Source organism: Duganella callida, from assembly GCF_004614165.1.
Classification (GTDB): Bacteria; Pseudomonadota; Gammaproteobacteria; order Burkholderiales; family Burkholderiaceae_D; genus Rugamonas; species Rugamonas callida.
Genome location: NZ_SPVG01000021.1, coordinates 23,280 through 39,287 on the forward strand (window position 1 = coordinate 23,280; position 16,008 = coordinate 39,287).

Genomic DNA, 16,008 nt, shown 5'->3' on the forward strand with positions numbered 1-16,008 from the left:
GTCAGATATCCCTATACGACAGCTGTCCTTCATCATCCACTGCCAGGTACGCCAGTCCGGATGCATTCAAAAAATCCAATCCTTCGCGCTGCTTGAGCATCGTGATCGTCGAACAGCTGCCGGCCGCAATCGCCACCGGCGCCAGCACGCTCACCGAGCGCCAGTAGCGCACCGGCATGCCGTCACGCGGGTCCAGCACATGGCAGTAACGCTGCCCGTCCAGTTCGAAGTAACGCTCATAATCGCCGCTGGTGGTCAGTGCGCCGTGGCTGACCGGGATACTGCCGATCACCGCATCGACCTGGCGCGGATCCTGGATGCCGATGCTCCATGGCCCGCCATCCAGCTGTGGACCGATGAAACGCATGTCGCCACCCAGATTCACATAGCCGTGCATCACGCCACCATCCATCAGCAAGGAGGCCGCGCGGTCCGCCGCATACTCCTTGCCGAAGCCGCCGAAATCAACTTCCATGCCCGCCTCCCCCAGCAGCACGCCGTCCCCGTCCACCACCACCTTGCGCCAGCCGACCAGCGCCAGCAACGGTTCCAGCACCTCCGCCAAGGGCAGCTGCGGCTTGCGGAAATCCCAGGCCTTGCGCAGCACACCGGAGGTGATGTCGAACAGCCCGCCGCTGGCGTCGTACAAGGCATCCGCATAGGCCAACAGGGCACCCGTCTCGCTGTCGCAGGCCACCGGTTTGCGGCCCGCCGCCGCGTTGATCCGCGAGACGATGCTGTCCGGCCGGTAGCGCGAATATTTCTGTTCGATGCGCATCACCTCCGCGATGGCCCGCTGCGCCAGACGCGCCGCCGTCTGTACATCCGGTGCGGACAAGTGGATCTCGCACGGCCCCCCCATGGCACGGAACGACGTGCGATGCATACTGTTTACCATGATCGGTTGACGGCAATCTGTATGGTCTGCGCACGGAAGATGTCCAGGCCCGGACTGCCGCTGTTGAAGAACGCCCAGCTGCCGCGCTGCTGGTAGGTGGACGCCTTCACGTCGACGGACCACAGCTTGTCGATCTGCTTGCTGACCTTGAGCGCCAGCGTCACCGCGCCGAAGCCGGACAGGCGCTGGTCTTCCGACATGAGGCTCTTGAAGTCGTAGCCCACCGGGAACGGCGCGCCCAGCACAGGGTCATACACCGGATCGCGGTAGAAATAGGCGGCGCTTTGCGTATACAGCCGCAGCTCCGGCGTCAGCGTCCAGCCATCGGCCAGCGGCTGCACGTACTCGCCGCCGATGGTGTGCGCCCGCACGCCGAAACTGTCGCGGTAGTAGCGGTAGGACAGCCGGCTGGTGCCGCCGGTGGCCGCGATGTAGTGGTTCCAGCGCGCCAGCAGCGTGCTTTCATCACGGCTGCGCGGCCGGGTGTCGAAGAATTTGTACGGATCGTTGAAATAACCCTCACCCTGCGTGTGCGTCAGCGTCAGCTGCGCGATATCGCTGGCGGTCAGCACCCGGGTCACGCCCAGCAGCACATTGGTGGTACGCTTTTTCTCGTTGGTGACGATATGGTTGACCGGATCGATCTTGTCGTCCGAGTGGCCCAGGCCCGCCGTCCAGGTGGTGTTATGGTCTTCGCTCTCGACGCTGCCCTGCAGCGACAGCGCGCGCGAGATGTAGTCATGCTCGGTCGAATAGGCCGCGCCCACGGTCAGGCTGCCGCGGTCGAAATAGCGCGTCAGCGAAGCATCGCCGGCCTTGCGGATATCATCCATGCGCGACGCGCCCGACACCGCCGTGTGATAGCGCGGCGAGGCACCCGACACATCGTCGCGCACCACCGACGCGCCGATCGACCACACGCCGGCCACCGGCGCGACGATGCTCAGCGAGGGCGCATGCACCTTGATGCGGTCGAAGCCCGGCTGGCTGTCGCGGTAATCGAGGTAGCCCAGCGAAATGGTGCCGTTGGCCGGCGGTGTTTCGGCATGCGCCTGCACGCCGGGCAGCAGCATGGCTGCGGTGAGGATGGAGGCGGCCAGACCGCTGTTGTCTTTATTGGTCATGCTTGTCCCTTAGTTGCAGCCGCAGCCGCCGCCGCCCACGCCGGCGCCGCCGCGTGCGTTTTCCTTGCTGGTGTAGATATGATCGTCGTAGCGCGCGAATGTTCCACCGTCGTTGAAGGTCATCTCCGGCTTGGCCAGATTGCCCTTCTCCCACGGTTGTACGTTGGCGCACCCGGCCAGTCCGGCCACCAAAACCAATGTCAGCAGCGGCTTCATTTGGCGCCTCCCAGAGCCGCCTGGATTTTCGCTTCCAGCTCGGCGCGGTCGCCGTCGCGGAAGCCCGAATGCGCCATCAGCACCTTGCCGTCCGGGCCGATCAGCACACTGCTGGGCATGCCCTTGATGCCGTAGCTGCGCGGCGTGCCACCTTGCGGATCGAAAGCGATGGTGAATTTGGCCGGCACCTGGGCCAGGAACTGCTTCGCGTCCTCGCTCCTGGCGTCAACGTTGACGCCGACGATCTGCAGGCCGCGCGCACCGTACTTGGCCTGCATCTCGTTCATCCACGGGAAGGACTGCCGGCACGGCCCGCACCAGGAGGCCCAGAAGTCGACATAAACCACCTTGCCCTGCAGGGCCGCCAGCTTGACCGCGCCGGCCGGGCCCTGAAGATCGAAGGATGGAGCGGATGCGCCCTTGTCGAGCGCCCAGCTGGCGGGCGCGCACAGGGCGGCGGCCAGCAATAAGGGGAGAGTATGTGTTTTCATGACCGTGTATTCCCGGCCATGTTGCGAAGGTTCTCAGCTTGCCGAAATTATTTTCGGCCCAGCAGGCGGCCCAGCCACTTGGCGGCGAAGCGCTTGTTCGCCTTATAGGTGTAATCGAGCACCGCGAACTGCTCGTCCAGCGCCTCTTGCAGCACGCTGGAAGGATTGGCCGGCGGGATTTTGAGATAGGCATCCGCCTCGCCATAATCGCGGTGGATCTCCATGCCGGCCTTTTTCGCGATGTGCATCATGGTTTTGTTGGAGGACAGACAGTGCATGTAGAGCGTGTCCACATCGTTGTTGCGGCAGTGGATGGCGGCGCGCTCGAACAGCCGGGAACCGACGCCGATGCCGCGCGCGCTGCGGCTGACCGAAACGCCGAATTCGGCCACGCGCGCCTTGTCGGTATCGCTGTTCCTCTCCTCGCGCGGCGCAAATGCCAGATGGCCGACGCCGACCAGCCGAAACGTGCGGCTGTATACGCCGAACACCATGTCGCGCGAAAAGGCGATGCGGTTGACGTAGTTCGTCAACTGCTCGTCCGGCAGCACGGAGCCGAAGCGCAGCAGACGATCGCTGTGTTCCAGCTCGAGGAAATGCCGCAGCATGCGGCGGCGGTCGCGTTCGCGCAGCTCCTTCACCAGTACCTTGGGACGGTGCTTGCCGTCCTTATCCTTGCCCCAGCGGCGCAGCGGATTCTGGAAAAGGTCCATGGAATTCATTCCGCCGCGTCGTCCTCGTCGTCGGCGGCGTTCAGCGCGACCTTGACCGCGCGCACCCGCGCCGCGTGCACCCGTTCGGGGATACGTTGCGGATTATCGGCGCAGGATTGCGCGATCTCCCCCGCGTTCACGGCGCGCGCCGCGGCCAGTGCCTGTTCGAGGTAGTCCAGCTGCGGAAACGGCGCATCGGCAAAGCTGGCGCCGGGGCCGATGCGGCCCCGCGCATCGCATTCCGTGGCCTGCAGCAGCTGCGTGAACCGCGCCGGCTTGCGGAAGGCGTCGCAGCGCTCGAACAGGGTGACGACGGTGTTCGGCCGCAGCTGCAGCGCGCGGGCGACGTTGCCGTGTTCGCGCGCCGTCATCACCGCCAGGTCGCGGCTGTCGGTCGGCACGCGCAGGCGCTTGCACACCTGCTCCACCAGCTTGACGCCCATGCCTTCGTGGCCATGGTGCGCCGGCCAGGTGGCCGATGGCGTCACGCCCTTGCCCAGGTCGTGCACCAGGCAGGCGAAGCGCACCGGCAGTTCGCGCTCCATCTGAGCGGCGCAATCGATCACCTGCAGGATGTGGATGCCGGTGTCGATCTCGGGATGCCATTTTTCCGGCTGCGGCACGCCCCACAGCGCATCCAGCTCCGGCAGGATGCGCGCCAGCGCGCCGCAGTCGCGCAGCACTTCGAACATGCGCGACGGTTTCTGTTCCATCAGTCCGCGCGACAGTTCCTGCCACACGCGTTCCGGCACCAGCGCATCGACCTCGCCCTGTTCCACCATCTGCTTCATCAGCGCGTTGGTTTCCGGCGCCACCGTGAAGTCGGCGAAGCGCGCGGCGAAGCGCGCCAGGCGCAGGATGCGCACCGGATCTTCGGCAAAGGCGTCCGACACGTGCCGGAACACGCGCCCGGCGATGTCGCGCTGGCCGTGGTATGGGTCGATCAGGGTTCCGTCATCGGCGCGCGCGATGGCGTTGATGGTCAGATCGCGCCGCACCAGATCCTCTTCCAGCGTCACATCCGGCGAAGTGTGAAACACGAAGCCCTTGTAGCCGGGCGCGGTCTTGCGCTCGGTGCGCGCCAGCGCATATTCCTCCTGCGTCCGCGGATGCAGGAACACGGGGAAATCCTTGCCCACCGGGCGGAAGCCCTTGGCCACCATCTCGTCCGGCGTCGCGCCCACCACCACGTGGTCATGGTCTTTTACCGGGAGGCCGAGCAGTGCGTCGCGCACCGCGCCGCCGACGACGTAAGTCCGCATCATCTCAGTCCGGCATGTCGGCGTCGTGCCTGGGCGCCGTTTCGGTTTCGGCCAGCGCCTCGCTGATCCAGCGCGCCACGGCCGGGTGCGAGATCACGCGCTGACAGTACGCATCCAGCGCCGGCGCCAGCGACACGCCATAGGTGCGGAAGCGCATCACCACCGGCGCATAATAAGCATCCGCGATCGAGAACTCGCCGAACAGGAACTGTTGATGGCCGAAGCGGCACATGCACTCTTCCCAGATTTCGCTGATGCGGCCGATATCGGCCTGGGTGCCCGGCGTGCGGCCCTTGCCCGGATAGTAGCCACGGATGTTCATCGACATCGAATTGCGCAGATCGCTGAAGCCCGAATGCATCTCGGCGCACACCGAACGCGCCATCGCGCGCGCCGCCACATCGCGCGGCCACAGATGCAGCTCGGGGAACTGCTCGGCCAGATATTCGCAGATCGCCAGGCTGTCCCAGATGGTCATTTCCTCGCCGGCCAGCAGCACCGGCACGCGGCCGGACGCCGAATAGCTGCAAATGCGGTTGGCGGTGTCGTCCTGGTCCAGCAGTACGCGCACCTCCTGAAACGGAATGCCGAACGCCACCATCGCCACCCAGGGCCGCATCGACCACGACGAGTAGTTCTTGTTGCCGATGACCAGCGTCAGGCCCGGCGAGCGCGCCGCGTCCAGCGCCTGCGACAGATGAGGATCGAGTTGGGTGGTCTGCATGTTGAAGCGTCCTGTTTTATTGGGTGTCAGCGGGGACCGAAGCTGGTCTCCTGCTCTTCCTGTTCGGTGTAGCCCTTGGGCGTGACATTGCCCAGGCGGGCCTTCAGCGATTGCGGCCGCCCTTCGAACAGCGCCGCGTAGTAAGTGGCGTTGGACATCACGTTGCGCACGTAGGTCCGCGTTTCCGCATACGGAATCGATTCGATGAACACGGTGGCGTCCATCGGCCTGCTCAGCGCCGCGCGCCAGGTGCGCAGGCGGCCCGGCCCGGCGTTGTAGGCGGCGGTGGCCAGGACCTGCGAGCCGTCCATATTCCCCAGCACCATGTTGAGGTAGTTGGTGCCCAGCAGGATGTTGTAGCGCACGTCGCTCATCATCTCCTGCGCGAAGTCGGTCAGGCCGATCTTCTTGGCCACCCAGCGGCCGGTGGACGGCATCACCTGCATCAGGCCGGAAGCGCCGACGTGCGACTGCGCGTCCATGATGAAGCGCGATTCCTGGCGGATCAGGCCATACACCCATGCCTTGTCCAGGCCCAGGGTCTGGGTGGTCGGGTGCATGATGTCATTGTGCGGCGAGGGGAAGCGCTGGGTGTAATCGACCTGGATGCGGGTACGCTCCGAGGTGTTGACCATGCGGTCCAGGATATTGTTCTGGCGCGCGTATTCGGCCGCGGCCAGGTGTTCGCGTTCGCTCAGGCCGCGCAGGCCCCAGTTCCACTCGCGCGTGCCCTCGAAACGCAGACGCATGCCGAAGAACTTCAGCGCGCGCTGGAAGTTGGGATTGGCCGCGATCGGCGCGATCTCCGCCTGCGTGATCGGCGCGCCGGGCGCCGGAATGGTAATCAGCTTGCCGGTTTCCTCCAGCGCCAGCTGGCCGTAGTAATTCGACTGGTCGGCGATGCTGCGGTACAGCTGCAGCGCTTCGCCATTCGGCTGGCCGCCGCCGTCCTGCGCCATCAACGCGCGACCGAGCCAGTAGACCCAGGTCGGCTCGCTGCGCAGCGCGGTCGGCATGCCGCGGATGTTTTTCTCCACCTGGCGCCAGTCGCCGTTGCGCATGGCGATGCGGGTCTTCCACTGGATCTGGTCGATCGACAGCGGCGCGCTGCCGGAACGCTTCCAGTAGTCGCCGGTCTCCGGCGACAGCGTGTACGACGACTGCAGCGCGATCGCGGCCCAGGCCTGCTGCTGTTCCGGCGAGCTCAGTTTCGGCATCGCCTTGTTCAGGCCCAACACCGCCAGCTTGACGCTGGTCTTGGCCAGGCGCCCCAGCGCCACGATGTAGATCTGGTGTTCGACCTTGCTCGGCCCCATGCCCTTGGCCACCGCCAGCGTCGGCAGATCGACCGCCTGCACCGCCTTTTTTTCCGGACCGTCGAGCAGCGCGACGATGCGGCGCGCCTGGCCGGTGGCATTGTGTTCGCCCGCCAGGCGCAGCTGCGCATACAGGTCTTCGGTGTTGAACTGGCCATTCTGATACAGGGTCGCGATCAGGTCGGCGCAGGGCTGGCCGTAGACCGAGGGCGCGGTCAACAGCGCGCGCGCATCGTCGGCCACCTTCTGCCCTTTCAGCGCGCGCGAGATCAGCGCATAGCATTTGACCTGGGTGTCGTCGTTCAGCACGAACAGCGGCAGCTGCTCGTCGAAGGTGGCCCAGTCGCGCTTGCGGCCGAGCTCCAGCAGCCAGTCGTTGCGCAGACGGTCGACGATCGCCTGACCATCGTAGCGCCTGAAGAACGCCCGGATTTCGTCCGCCGTGGCATCCTTGAAGTGCGATTTCAGCCGATAATAATCGACGTAGGAAGGAATCGAATAATCGGCCAGGCGGGCGGCGTAGAAGTCCGCTTTGTTGGCATCATCCTGGCGTACGGCGTCGCGCAGCAGCAGAAAGGCGTCATCATCCTTGCGGCTGTCGGTGTTGATATCGTCGGCGTGGGCAAACGAGGTGAAGGCAACAAGCAGGGCGCCGGCGATCCATTTCGAAGCAGAAATCAAAGTGCAACTCTCTCAAGTCTTAAATCAACATGACCAGCGACCCTAGAATACCACGCGAGGCGACCGTCTCACCAGTACAGAAGGCGGAATTGCGGAAGCAACTGCTCACTGCGCGGCGCGCCATCGACAGCGCCACGCGCGCGCACTGGGACCATGCCATCGGCGAGCAGGTGGTGGCCTGGTGGCAGGAAGCGCGGCCGGCGGCGCTGGGGGTGTATTGGCCGCTGCGCGACGAGCCGGACCTGCACGCAGCCTACGCCGAACTGGCGCGGCTGGGCGCGCGCCTGCTGCTGCCGGTGGTGGTGCAAAAGCATGCGGCGCTGGAATTCGCCGCATGGGAAATCGGCGAGACGATGGTGAAAGATGCAATGGGGGTGGCGGTGCCGGCCCAGCTGCGCCTGCAGGCGGCCTATCCGCCGGCGCTGCTGGTGCCTTGCCTGGGTTTCAACCCGCAAGGTTACCGATTGGGCTATGGTGGCGGCTTCTACGACCGCACGCTGGCGCGCCACACGCCGCGCCCGCAGACGCTGGGCATCGCCTACCAGTGCATGCAGGTGCGCTTTCCGAACGACGCACACGATGTGGCGCTGGACCGCATCGTCACCGAGGCGGCTTAGACTTTCGCCAGCCGCTCCCACAGGGCGGTGGTGGCCACCGCCTGGTTCATGCTGTAGAAGTGCAGGCCGGGCGCGCCGCCCTTCAGCAGGCGCTCGCCCAGCGCCGTCACCACGTCCAGGCCGAAAGCCTTGATCGAGGCCGTGTCGTCGCCGAAGCTGGCCAGCTTCAGCCGCACCCAGCGCGGGATCTCGGCGCCGCACATGTCGGAGAAGCGCATCAACTGCGTGTAGTTCGTGATCGGCATGATGCCCGCCACGATGGGCGCCGTGATCCCCAGCTTCTGCGCCTGCTCGACGAACTGGAAGTAGGCGTCGGCATTGTAGAAATACTGGGTGATGGCGGCGTTGGCGCCGGCCTTGATCTTGCGCTCGAAGGCCAGCAGGTCGTCGCGCGGCGAACGCGCCTGCGGGTGTACCTCGGGGTACGCCGCCACCTCGATGTGGAACCAGTCGCCGGTCTCCTGGCGGATGAACTCCACCAGCTCGTTGGCGTAGCGGAATTCGCCGGCCGCGCCATAGCCGCTCGGCAGGTCGCCGCGCAGCGCCACCAGGCGCTTGATGTTGTGCGATTTGTATTCGGCCAGGATGGCGCGGATCGACTCGCGCGTGCCGCCCACGCAGGACAGGTGCGGCGCGGCGTCTTCGCCGGCGGCCATGATTTCCAGCACCGTGTCCAGGGTGCCGCGCTGGGTGGTGCCGCCGGCGCCGAAGGTCACCGAAAAATACTTGGGTTTGAGCTCGGACAGTTTGGCGCGCGTCACGCGCAGCTTGTCCGCGCCTTCCGCCGTTTTCGGCGGAAAGAATTCGATACTGAAATTAGGATTGTCCATCTGGGTTCTTCAAAAGTAAGGTCGACAAAGCCCAGGAAATAATGCTGTACAGGATGGCGCCGCCGACGGCCGACAGGAAGCTGTCGACATGGAAACCGTCCACCCACTGCGCCACCAGCCAGAACATGAAGCCGTTGACGATGAAGATGAACAGGCCGAGCGACACCAGCGTCACCGGCAGCGTCAGCAGCAGCAACACGGGACGTATCAGCGTATTGACCAGGCCCAGGACAAGAGCCGCGACGAGGGCTGCGCCTATGCTTGTGACATCGACGGAATGCATCAGGTATGGCACTGCCAGCAAGGCAATTGCATTGATTAACCAGGTAAGGACCAAACGCATAAGAAACTCGCTGCAAGGTGGCTACAGAAAAAAGCGGGGCACCTGGCCCCGCCTTTACACCATCAAATTAATAACGGTAGTGGTCGGGCTTGTACGGACCTTCCTGGGTCACGCCGATGTAGGCGGCCTGTTCGGGGGTCAGCGTGGTCAGCTTGGCGTTCAGCTTCTTCAGCTGCAGGCGCGCAACCTTTTCATCCAGGTGCTTCGGCAGCACGTACACGCCGACCGGGTACTTGGCGGTGTTGGCGTACAGCTCGATCTGGGCGATGGTCTGGTTGGCGAACGACGACGACATCACGTACGACGGGTGGCCGGTGCCGCAGCCCAGGTTGACCAGGCGGCCTTCGGCCAGCAGGATGATGCGCTTGCCGTCCGGGAAGATCACGTGATCGACCTGCGGCTTGATGTTTTCCCACTTGTACTTCTTCAGCGCGGCGACATCGATCTCGTTGTCGAAGTGGCCGATGTTGCAGACGATGGCCTGGTCCTTCATCTGCAGCATGTGCTGTTCGGTCAGGATGTGGTAGTTGCCGGTGCAGGTGACGAAGATGTCGCCCTGCGAAGCAGCCTCGTCCATGGTGACCACGCGGTAGCCTTCCATCGCGGCCTGCAGCGCGCAGATCGGGTCGATCTCGGTGACCCACACCTGCGCCGACAGCGCGCGCATGGCCTGGGCCGAGCCCTTGCCGACGTCACCGTAGCCGGCGATCACGGCGATCTTGCCGGCGATCATGACATCGGTGGCGCGCTTGATGCCGTCCACCAGCGATTCGCGGCAGCCGTACAGGTTGTCGAACTTGGACTTGGTGACCGAGTCGTTGACGTTGATGGCCGGGAAGGCCAGCTTGCCCTCCTTGTGCATCTGGTACAGGCGGTGCACGCCGGTGGTGGTCTCTTCGGTCACGCCGAGGATGTGCGGCAGACGCTTGGAGTACCAGGCCGGGTCCTTGGCCAGGTGCGCCTTGATGGCGTTGAACAGGCAGATTTCCTCGTCGGAGCCGGGGTTGGCCAGCACCGAGATGTCCTGTTCGGCGCGCGCGCCCAGGTGCAGCAGCAGGGTGGCGTCGCCGCCATCGTCGAGGATCATGTTGGAATACACCGGGTTGCCGGCGGCATCGTGCGGCCATTCGAAGATGCGGTGGGTGTAGTCCCAGTATTCATCCAGGGTTTCGCCCTTGATGGCGAACACCGGGGTGCCGTTGGCGGCGATGGCGGCGGCGGCGTGGTCCTGGGTCGAGTAGATGTTGCACGAGGCCCAGCGCACCTGCGCGCCCAGCGCTTCCAGCGTCTGGATCAGCACGGCGGTCTGGATGGTCATGTGCAGCGAACCGGTGATGCGCGCGCCCTTCAGCGGCTGGGCGGCGGCGAATTCTTCGCGGATCGCCATCAGGCCCGGCATTTCGGTTTCAGCAATCTTGATTTCCTTGTTACCCCACGGGGCCAGGGAAATGTCGGCAATGACGTAGTCTTCGGAGGATTTCAGTACGGCGTTCATCACGCCCTCCTTTCATGAGTTGAAAAAAGTAACGTGAGCGCGGTTGGGGATTTCCGAGCCTGGCGAATTCGGGATTCGTCGCAGCGCCCCTCGGAGCGGGGATTTTAGCATTGATCAACAGGAATGGCGACAACAAATCCCGCTTGCGCTGGCAACTGCCGCCGTATCGGCGGGACGAGCATTGGCAATAGCACCGACTATACTGGCCATTCCAGGCGCAAAGAATCACCAACCAGAAACTGGAAATATCATGATGCCTACCGACGACCCACGCCGTAAATATTTGCCGCCCAATCCCAAACCGCCTTTACCCAAGCGGCCGAAATGACAACGCCCCGGAATCCGGGGCGTTGGCGTATTTAGCTACAGCAGAGCTTGCTTACTGTGCTTACTTCAAGCCGGCGGCGGCGCGCAGGATGGCGGCCTTGTCGGTGCGCTCCCACGAGAATTCCGGCTCTTCGCGGCCGAAGTGGCCATAGGCGGCGGTCTTGGCGTAGATCGGACGCAGCAGGTCCAGCATCTGCACGATGCCTTTCGGACGCAGGTCGAAGTGTTCCATCACCAGCTGGGCGATTTTCTCGTCGGGGATGACGCCGGTGCCTTCGGTGTACACCGTGATGTTGATCGGACGCGCCACGCCGATGGCGTACGACACCTGCACCTGGCACTGGCGCGCCAGGCCGGCCGCCACCACGTTCTTGGCGACGTAACGCGCGGCGTAGGCCGCCGAACGGTCGACCTTGGACGGATCCTTGCCCGAGAACGCGCCGCCGCCGTGCGGCGAGGCGCCGCCGTAGGTGTCGACGATGATCTTGCGGCCGGTCAGGCCGCAGTCGCCCTGCGGGCCGCCGATGACGAAGCGGCCGGTCGGGTTGACCAGGTACTTGGTATCCTGCAGCCACTCCTTCGGCAGCACCGGCTTGATGATTTCCTCGATCACCGCCTCTTCGATCTGGCGGTGCTGCATTTCCGGCGCGTGCTGGGTCGACAGCACCACGGTGTCCACCGCCACCGGGCGGCCATTCACGTACCGCAGCGTGACCTGCGACTTGGCGTCCGGACGCAGCCATGGCAGGCGGCCGTCCTTGCGCAGCTGCGACTGGCGCTCGACCAGGCGGTGCGCGTAATGGATCGCGGCCGGCATCAGCTCGGCGGTCTCGTCGCAGGCATAGCCGAACATCAGGCCCTGGTCGCCGGCGCCCTGGTCCAGATCCAGGCCGGCGCCTTCGTCCACGCCCTGGGCGATGTCGGGCGACTGCTTGTCATAAGCCACCAGCACCGCGCAACCCTTGTAGTCGATACCGTATTCGGTGTTGTCGTAACCGATGCGCTTGATGGTTTCGCGGGCGACCTGAATATAATCCACGTTCGCGTGGGTGGTGATTTCACCGGCCAGCACCACCAGACCGGTGTTGCACAGGGTTTCTGCGGCAACACGGGCTTTCGGGTCCTGGGCCAGAATCGCGTCGAGAATGGCGTCGGAAATCTGGTCGGCAACCTTGTCGGGGTGACCTTCCGAGACGGATTCAGAGGTGAAAAGATAATCGTTCGACATCGCGAGCTCCTATATTGGTTAAAAATGTCGGTCGCATCACCAATACGGCTCGCGACGCTTTAGCGATATTTGTATCCCGCATCGCAAGTTGTCTAATTAACTCAGCGGCTTATTACTACTAACGTGGTATTTTACGCTCTTTTGAAAAAATGTGGCGGAGTGCAACTCTGTCGTTTCCCAACATGCTAGTCCCGATTTTCCGCTTCCTGTCGATTTTCCCGCTGCCGGTGCTGCACGCCATGGGCGCCACGCTGGGCTGGGTGATCTACCTGCTGGCGCCATCCTACCGCCGCCGCATGCGTCAGAACATGGCCCTGGCCGGCTACACCCAGTATCTGCCGGCCGCCATTGCCGAGGCCGGCAAGGCCGCGCTGGAACTGCCCTTCCTCTGGTGCGCCGATCCCCGGCGCGTCTCCCGTCACGCCAGCCAGAAGGTCAACTGGCCGCTGGTGCAGGATGCGCTGGCCTCCGGCCGCGGCATCGTGTTCCTGACGCCGCACCTGGGCTGCTTTGAAATCTGCGCCCAGGAAGTCGCCTTGCTGACCGAGCTGATGGTGATGTACCGCCCGCCCAAGCAGGAGGCGCTGAAACCGCTGGTGGAAGGCGCGCGCGCGCGCGGCAACCTGTTCCTGGCGCCGGCCAATATGTCGGGCGTGCGCATGCTGGCCAAGTTCCTCAAGCGCGGCAAGCCGATCGGCCTGCTGCCCGACCAGGTGCCGCAGGAGGGCGAAGGCGTGTGGGCCAAGTGGTACGGCCGCGACGCCTACACCATGACGCTGCCGGCCAAGCTGGCCAAGCTGGGCAATCCGCACCTGATCGTCACCTATGCCGAGCGCCTGCCCTGGGGCCGCGGCTACCGCATCCATTTCATCGAGATCACCGATCCGCTGGAGGGCGACATCGCCCAGCAGGCGCAAACCATCAACAACGCCATGCAGCGCCTGATCGCCGAAAAACCGTCCCAATACTATTGGAGCTATAACCGTTACAAGGTGCCGGCCGGCGTGGCCGCACCGGCCGCAGTTGGAGAGCAAGCATGAAGTTGTTGTTAGGATTGATGTGGCTGCTGCACTGGCTGCCGTTGCCGCTGCTGGGCCGCATCGGCAAGTTTGTCGGCAATGTGTTGTTTGTCGTGATGAGCCCGCGCCGCCACATCACGCTGACCAATCTGCGCCTGTGCATGCCGGAACTGACGGAAGCCGAGCGCGTGCAGATCGCGCGCCAGCATTTTCAGGCGTATTCGCGCAGCATCCTCGAGCGTTCCATCCTGTGGTGGGCGCCGGAGGCGCGCCTGAAACGCCTGATCAGGCTGGAGCCGCACGGCGTGATCCCGGTGGCGGCGATGACCGAGAAACCGACCATCCTGCTGTGCCCGCACTTCGTCTGCCTGGACGTGGCCGGTGCGGCGATCGCCATGGAAGCCAGCGCCTCGTCCATGTACGTGGCGCAGAAAAGCCCGGCCTTCGACAAGGTGCTGCGTGACGGCCGCGCCCGCTTCAAGCCGGTCAAGCTGTTCACGCGCCAGGACGGCATCAAGCCCATCCTGCGCGCGCTGCGCGACAAGCTGCCCTACTTCATGCTGCCGGACATGGATTTCGGCGAAAAGGATGCCGAGTTCGTGCCCTTCTTCGGCATCGAGGCGGCCACCCTGACCGCCACCGCGCGCATCGCCGCCACCACCGGTGCCCAGGTGATGCCGGTGATCGCCACCTTCCTGCCCGATTACCAGGGATATGGTGTCAAGTTCTATCCAGTGTGGGACAATTACCCGGGAGACGATATGGTCGCCGCCACCCGCCGCATGAACGCCTTCATCGAGGAGCGCGTGCGCGAGGCGCCGGCCGAATACTTCTGGACCCACAAACGCTTCAAGACGCGCCCCAACGGCGAGCCTTCGCTGTACGACAAGAAATAGACCGATGAAACTCAAATTCACCAAAATGCATGGCGCCGGCAACGACTTTGTCGTGATCGATGGCGTCAACCAGCAGATCGACTTTACGCCCGCGCAGTGGCAGAAACTCGGCGACCGCCGCTTCGGCATCGGCGCCGACCAAATGCTGCTGGTGGAAAGGCCGACCGAGGCCGGCTGCGATTTCCGCTACCGCATCTTCAACGCCGACGGCGGCGAAGTGGAACAGTGCGGCAACGGCTCGCGCGCCTTCGTCAAGTTCGTCTCGGAAAAGGGCCTGACCGACAAGCGCAGCATCAGCGTGCAGACCAAGGCGGGCGTAATCGCGCCGCGGCTGGAAGCCGACGGCGCCATCACGGTCGATATGGGCGCGCCGATTCTGGAACCGCAGCGCGTGCCCTTCGACGCCGAAGGCCTGCAGGGCCAGCCGCAGGGCCGCGACACGCTGTGGCCGCTGTTGCTGGAACTGGGCGGCGCGCGCGAGACGGTGATGATTTCGGCCGTGTCCATGGGCAATCCGCACGCGGTGCAGGTGGTCGACGACGTCGAGACCGCGCCGGTGGAGCTGAACGGCCCGCTGATCGAGCACCATGCGCGCTTCCCCAACCGCGTCAATGCCGGCTTCATGCAGATCATCGACCGCCAGCACGTGAAGCTGCGCGTGTTCGAGCGCGGCGTCGGCGAGACCCTGGCCTGCGGCACCGGCGCCTGCGCGGCAGCGGTGGCCGGCATCCGCCGCGGCCTGCTGGACAGCCCGGTGCGCGTCGATGCGCGCGGCGGCCAGCTGTCGATCAGCTGGGATGGCGAAGGCCAGCCGGTGTGGCTGACCGGCCCGGCGGTGACGGTATTCGAAGGCGAGATCGAGATTTAAGCGGCGGCCAGCAGCTCGTCCGCCACGCCGGACGGCAGCCAGGTCTTGAGCCGGTACAGGCGCTGGCGGTAATTGCCTTCCAGTCCGTCCGGCCCGCTGTCGATGGCCTCGAACAGGCGCACGATGCGGTCCAGCGCCTGCCGCTCGCGCGCCGTGCGCAACAGCACCAGCCGGCGCTTGCTGCGGCCATAGCTGGCGCGGATATCGATCACCAGGCAGTGGCCGTGATCGGCCGCCTTCACATCCAGCAGCAGCGCTTCGGCCCGCGACAACCCGAACAGCGCGGCCAGCTCCAGCCGCGCCGCCAGCAGCGGCTGGCTCTCCAGCAGTTCCCGCGTCAGATAGGTGACGATGCTGCTCATCCAGCCGGCCTCCTGCGGCGTCGGCGCCACCCGTTCCAGCAACGCTTCGGCGTCGGCGCAGCCCTGCGCGGCGGCTTTCTGCAGCCAGTAGGCGGCGCGCACGTCGCTGTGCTCGTCGGTGCGGCGGTTGCGCCAGGCGTACATGCCGCATTCGAGCTGGGCGCCGCAATGGCCCATCTCGGCCGCGCGCTCCAGATAGCTTTGGGCTTCGGCCACGCAGCGCTGCGAGAATTCCGGTTTCAGATAAATGCGCGACAACGCGAACCACGCTTCCGCCAGCCCCTGTTCGCCGGCCAGCGTCAGCCAGCGGATGGCGCGCTTGAAATTCACGGCGGCAATGCCATTGCTCTGGCGCCGGCCTTCCTCATCCATGCGCGCGAACCACAGGCCCAACGCCAGCTGCGCCTGGCGGTCGCCGCCCCAGGCCGCCAGCTCGCGGCACTGCTGCAGTTCCGCGTCCTGGCCGCCGGCCGGCAGCAGCAATTGCAGCTGGGCCAGCAGGGGACGCGCCTGTTGCAGGAACCGCGCGCGGTCTTGCCGCCAGTACGGTTCCAGCGCGGCATATTGTTCCGCGGTGATGCTGCTGTCCGGACCTGTC

At 64.9% G+C, this 16,008-nt stretch carries 17 protein-coding genes and 1 riboswitch; of the genes, 4 read left to right on the plus strand and 13 right to left on the minus strand.

Annotation, left to right across the window (positions count from 1 at the left end):
- Position 1: 1 nt before the first annotated feature.
- Genes E4L98_RS01810 through E4L98_RS01845 form a run of 8 tightly spaced genes read right to left on the minus strand, consistent with a single transcriptional unit; the run spans position 2 to position 7,425 of the window.
- Positions 2-886 (minus strand): FAD:protein FMN transferase, encoded by an 885-nt coding sequence (locus E4L98_RS01810; protein ID WP_229257194.1) that lies wholly within the window; start codon positions 884-886, stop codon positions 2-4.
- 5 nt (positions 887-891) lie between these two features.
- A complete protein-coding gene (locus E4L98_RS01815) occupies positions 892-2,022 on the minus strand; it encodes a DUF3570 domain-containing protein (protein ID WP_135199855.1) in 1,131 nt (376 codons plus the stop codon).
- A 9-nt stretch (positions 2,023-2,031) separates the two neighbouring features.
- A complete protein-coding gene (locus E4L98_RS01820) occupies positions 2,032-2,238 on the minus strand; it encodes a DUF4266 domain-containing protein (protein WP_135199856.1) in 207 nt (68 codons plus the stop codon).
- Positions 2,235-2,729 (minus strand): TlpA family protein disulfide reductase, encoded by a 495-nt coding sequence (locus E4L98_RS01825; RefSeq protein WP_135199857.1) that lies wholly within the window; start codon positions 2,727-2,729, stop codon positions 2,235-2,237. The genes E4L98_RS01820 and E4L98_RS01825 overlap by 4 nt, the downstream gene beginning before the upstream one ends.
- 47 nt (positions 2,730-2,776) lie before the next feature.
- Positions 2,777-3,451 carry a GNAT family N-acetyltransferase gene (locus E4L98_RS01830; RefSeq protein ID WP_135199858.1) on the minus strand — a complete coding sequence of 225 codons (675 nt, stop codon included), beginning with the start codon at positions 3,449-3,451 and terminating at the stop codon, positions 2,777-2,779.
- Positions 3,448-4,704 (minus strand): multifunctional CCA addition/repair protein, encoded by a 1,257-nt coding sequence (locus E4L98_RS01835; RefSeq protein ID WP_135199859.1) that lies wholly within the window; start codon positions 4,702-4,704, stop codon positions 3,448-3,450. The genes E4L98_RS01830 and E4L98_RS01835 overlap by 4 nt, the downstream gene beginning before the upstream one ends.
- 4 nt (positions 4,705-4,708) lie before the next feature.
- The gene (locus E4L98_RS01840) at positions 4,709-5,428 is read right to left on the minus strand and encodes a glutathione S-transferase family protein (protein WP_135199860.1); all 720 of its coding nucleotides are present in this window, start codon (positions 5,426-5,428) and stop codon (positions 4,709-4,711) included.
- A 26-nt stretch (positions 5,429-5,454) separates the two neighbouring features.
- Positions 5,455-7,425, minus strand: a complete 1,971-nt coding sequence (locus tag E4L98_RS01845) for a lytic transglycosylase domain-containing protein (RefSeq protein ID WP_135199861.1) — start codon at positions 7,423-7,425, stop codon at positions 5,455-5,457.
- Between the two features lie 29 nt (positions 7,426-7,454).
- On the opposite strand from E4L98_RS01845, the gene E4L98_RS01850 reads away from it, so the two are divergent.
- A complete protein-coding gene (locus E4L98_RS01850) occupies positions 7,455-8,042 on the plus strand; it encodes a 5-formyltetrahydrofolate cyclo-ligase (protein ID WP_135199862.1) in 588 nt (195 codons plus the stop codon).
- Here the strand turns inward: E4L98_RS01850 and metF are convergent.
- The 4 genes from metF to metK form a co-directional block, all read right to left on the minus strand.
- Complete coding sequence (metF, locus tag E4L98_RS01855) at positions 8,039-8,872, minus strand: methylenetetrahydrofolate reductase [NAD(P)H] (RefSeq protein WP_135199863.1); 834 nt, start codon at positions 8,870-8,872, stop codon at positions 8,039-8,041. The two genes, E4L98_RS01850 and metF, sit on opposite strands and share 4 nt — an antisense overlap.
- Positions 8,859-9,215 (minus strand): phage holin family protein, encoded by a 357-nt coding sequence (locus tag E4L98_RS01860; RefSeq protein WP_135199864.1) that lies wholly within the window; start codon positions 9,213-9,215, stop codon positions 8,859-8,861. Before E4L98_RS01860 ends, metF begins: the two co-directional genes overlap by 14 nt.
- 67 nt (positions 9,216-9,282) lie before the next feature.
- Positions 9,283-10,710: an adenosylhomocysteinase gene (gene ahcY / locus E4L98_RS01865; RefSeq protein WP_135199865.1), complete on the minus strand. Its 1,428-nt coding sequence runs from the start codon at positions 10,708-10,710 to the stop codon at positions 9,283-9,285.
- A 28-nt stretch (positions 10,711-10,738) separates the two neighbouring features.
- Positions 10,739-10,808, minus strand: a riboswitch (S-adenosyl-L-homocysteine riboswitch).
- A gap of 290 nt (positions 10,809-11,098) precedes the next feature.
- Complete coding sequence (gene metK, locus E4L98_RS01870) at positions 11,099-12,265, minus strand: methionine adenosyltransferase (protein WP_135199866.1); 1,167 nt, start codon at positions 12,263-12,265, stop codon at positions 11,099-11,101.
- Between the two features lie 182 nt (positions 12,266-12,447).
- Between metK and E4L98_RS01875 the strand changes: the two genes are divergently transcribed.
- From E4L98_RS01875 to dapF, 3 genes are read left to right on the plus strand one after another with little or no spacing between them, the layout of a single operon-like run.
- Positions 12,448-13,305 (plus strand): lysophospholipid acyltransferase family protein, encoded by an 858-nt coding sequence (locus E4L98_RS01875; RefSeq protein WP_135199867.1) that lies wholly within the window; start codon positions 12,448-12,450, stop codon positions 13,303-13,305.
- Positions 13,302-14,180 carry an LpxL/LpxP family acyltransferase gene (locus E4L98_RS01880; RefSeq protein WP_135199868.1) on the plus strand — a complete coding sequence of 293 codons (879 nt, stop codon included), beginning with the start codon at positions 13,302-13,304 and terminating at the stop codon, positions 14,178-14,180. The genes E4L98_RS01875 and E4L98_RS01880 overlap by 4 nt, the downstream gene beginning before the upstream one ends.
- Positions 14,181-14,184: 4 nt before the next feature.
- On the plus strand, positions 14,185-15,048 hold the full coding sequence (gene dapF, locus E4L98_RS01885; RefSeq protein ID WP_135199869.1) for a diaminopimelate epimerase: 864 nt from the start codon (positions 14,185-14,187) through the stop codon (positions 15,046-15,048).
- On the opposite strand, the gene E4L98_RS01890 is transcribed toward dapF, so the two are convergent.
- A partial coding sequence (locus tag E4L98_RS01890; protein ID WP_135199870.1) for a tetratricopeptide repeat protein occupies positions 15,045-16,008 on the minus strand: 964 nt, incomplete at its 5' end. The genes dapF and E4L98_RS01890 overlap by 4 nt on opposite strands.

What these genes read in the sequence shown, in the direction of transcription:
- E4L98_RS01830 (WP_135199858.1), bottom strand. Translation starts at nt 3,451, where the DNA reads ATGAATTCCATGGACCTTTTCCAGAATCCGCTGCGCCGCTGGGGCAAG.
- dapF (WP_135199869.1), top strand. Translation starts at nt 14,185, where the DNA reads ATGAAACTCAAATTCACCAAAATGCATGGCGCCGGCAACGACTTTGTC.
- E4L98_RS01850 (WP_135199862.1), top strand. Translation starts at nt 7,455, where the DNA reads ATGACCAGCGACCCTAGAATACCACGCGAGGCGACCGTCTCACCAGTA.
- ahcY (WP_135199865.1), bottom strand. Translation starts at nt 10,710, where the DNA reads ATGAACGCCGTACTGAAATCCTCCGAAGACTACGTCATTGCCGACATT.
- E4L98_RS01820 (WP_135199856.1), bottom strand. Translation starts at nt 2,238, where the DNA reads ATGAAGCCGCTGCTGACATTGGTTTTGGTGGCCGGACTGGCCGGGTGC.
- E4L98_RS01810 (WP_229257194.1), bottom strand. Translation starts at nt 886, where the DNA reads ATGCATCGCACGTCGTTCCGTGCCATGGGGGGGCCGTGCGAGATCCAC.
- metK (WP_135199866.1), bottom strand. Translation starts at nt 12,265, where the DNA reads ATGTCGAACGATTATCTTTTCACCTCTGAATCCGTCTCGGAAGGTCAC.
- E4L98_RS01880 (WP_135199868.1), top strand. Translation starts at nt 13,302, where the DNA reads ATGAAGTTGTTGTTAGGATTGATGTGGCTGCTGCACTGGCTGCCGTTG.
- E4L98_RS01815 (WP_135199855.1), bottom strand. Translation starts at nt 2,022, where the DNA reads ATGACCAATAAAGACAACAGCGGTCTGGCCGCCTCCATCCTCACCGCA.
- E4L98_RS01825 (WP_135199857.1), bottom strand. Translation starts at nt 2,729, where the DNA reads ATGAAAACACATACTCTCCCCTTATTGCTGGCCGCCGCCCTGTGCGCG.
- E4L98_RS01860 (WP_135199864.1), bottom strand. Translation starts at nt 9,215, where the DNA reads ATGCGTTTGGTCCTTACCTGGTTAATCAATGCAATTGCCTTGCTGGCA.
- E4L98_RS01875 (WP_135199867.1), top strand. Translation starts at nt 12,448, where the DNA reads ATGCTAGTCCCGATTTTCCGCTTCCTGTCGATTTTCCCGCTGCCGGTG.
- E4L98_RS01835 (WP_135199859.1), bottom strand. Translation starts at nt 4,704, where the DNA reads ATGCGGACTTACGTCGTCGGCGGCGCGGTGCGCGACGCACTGCTCGGC.
- E4L98_RS01840 (WP_135199860.1), bottom strand. Translation starts at nt 5,428, where the DNA reads ATGCAGACCACCCAACTCGATCCTCATCTGTCGCAGGCGCTGGACGCG.
- metF (WP_135199863.1), bottom strand. Translation starts at nt 8,872, where the DNA reads ATGGACAATCCTAATTTCAGTATCGAATTCTTTCCGCCGAAAACGGCG.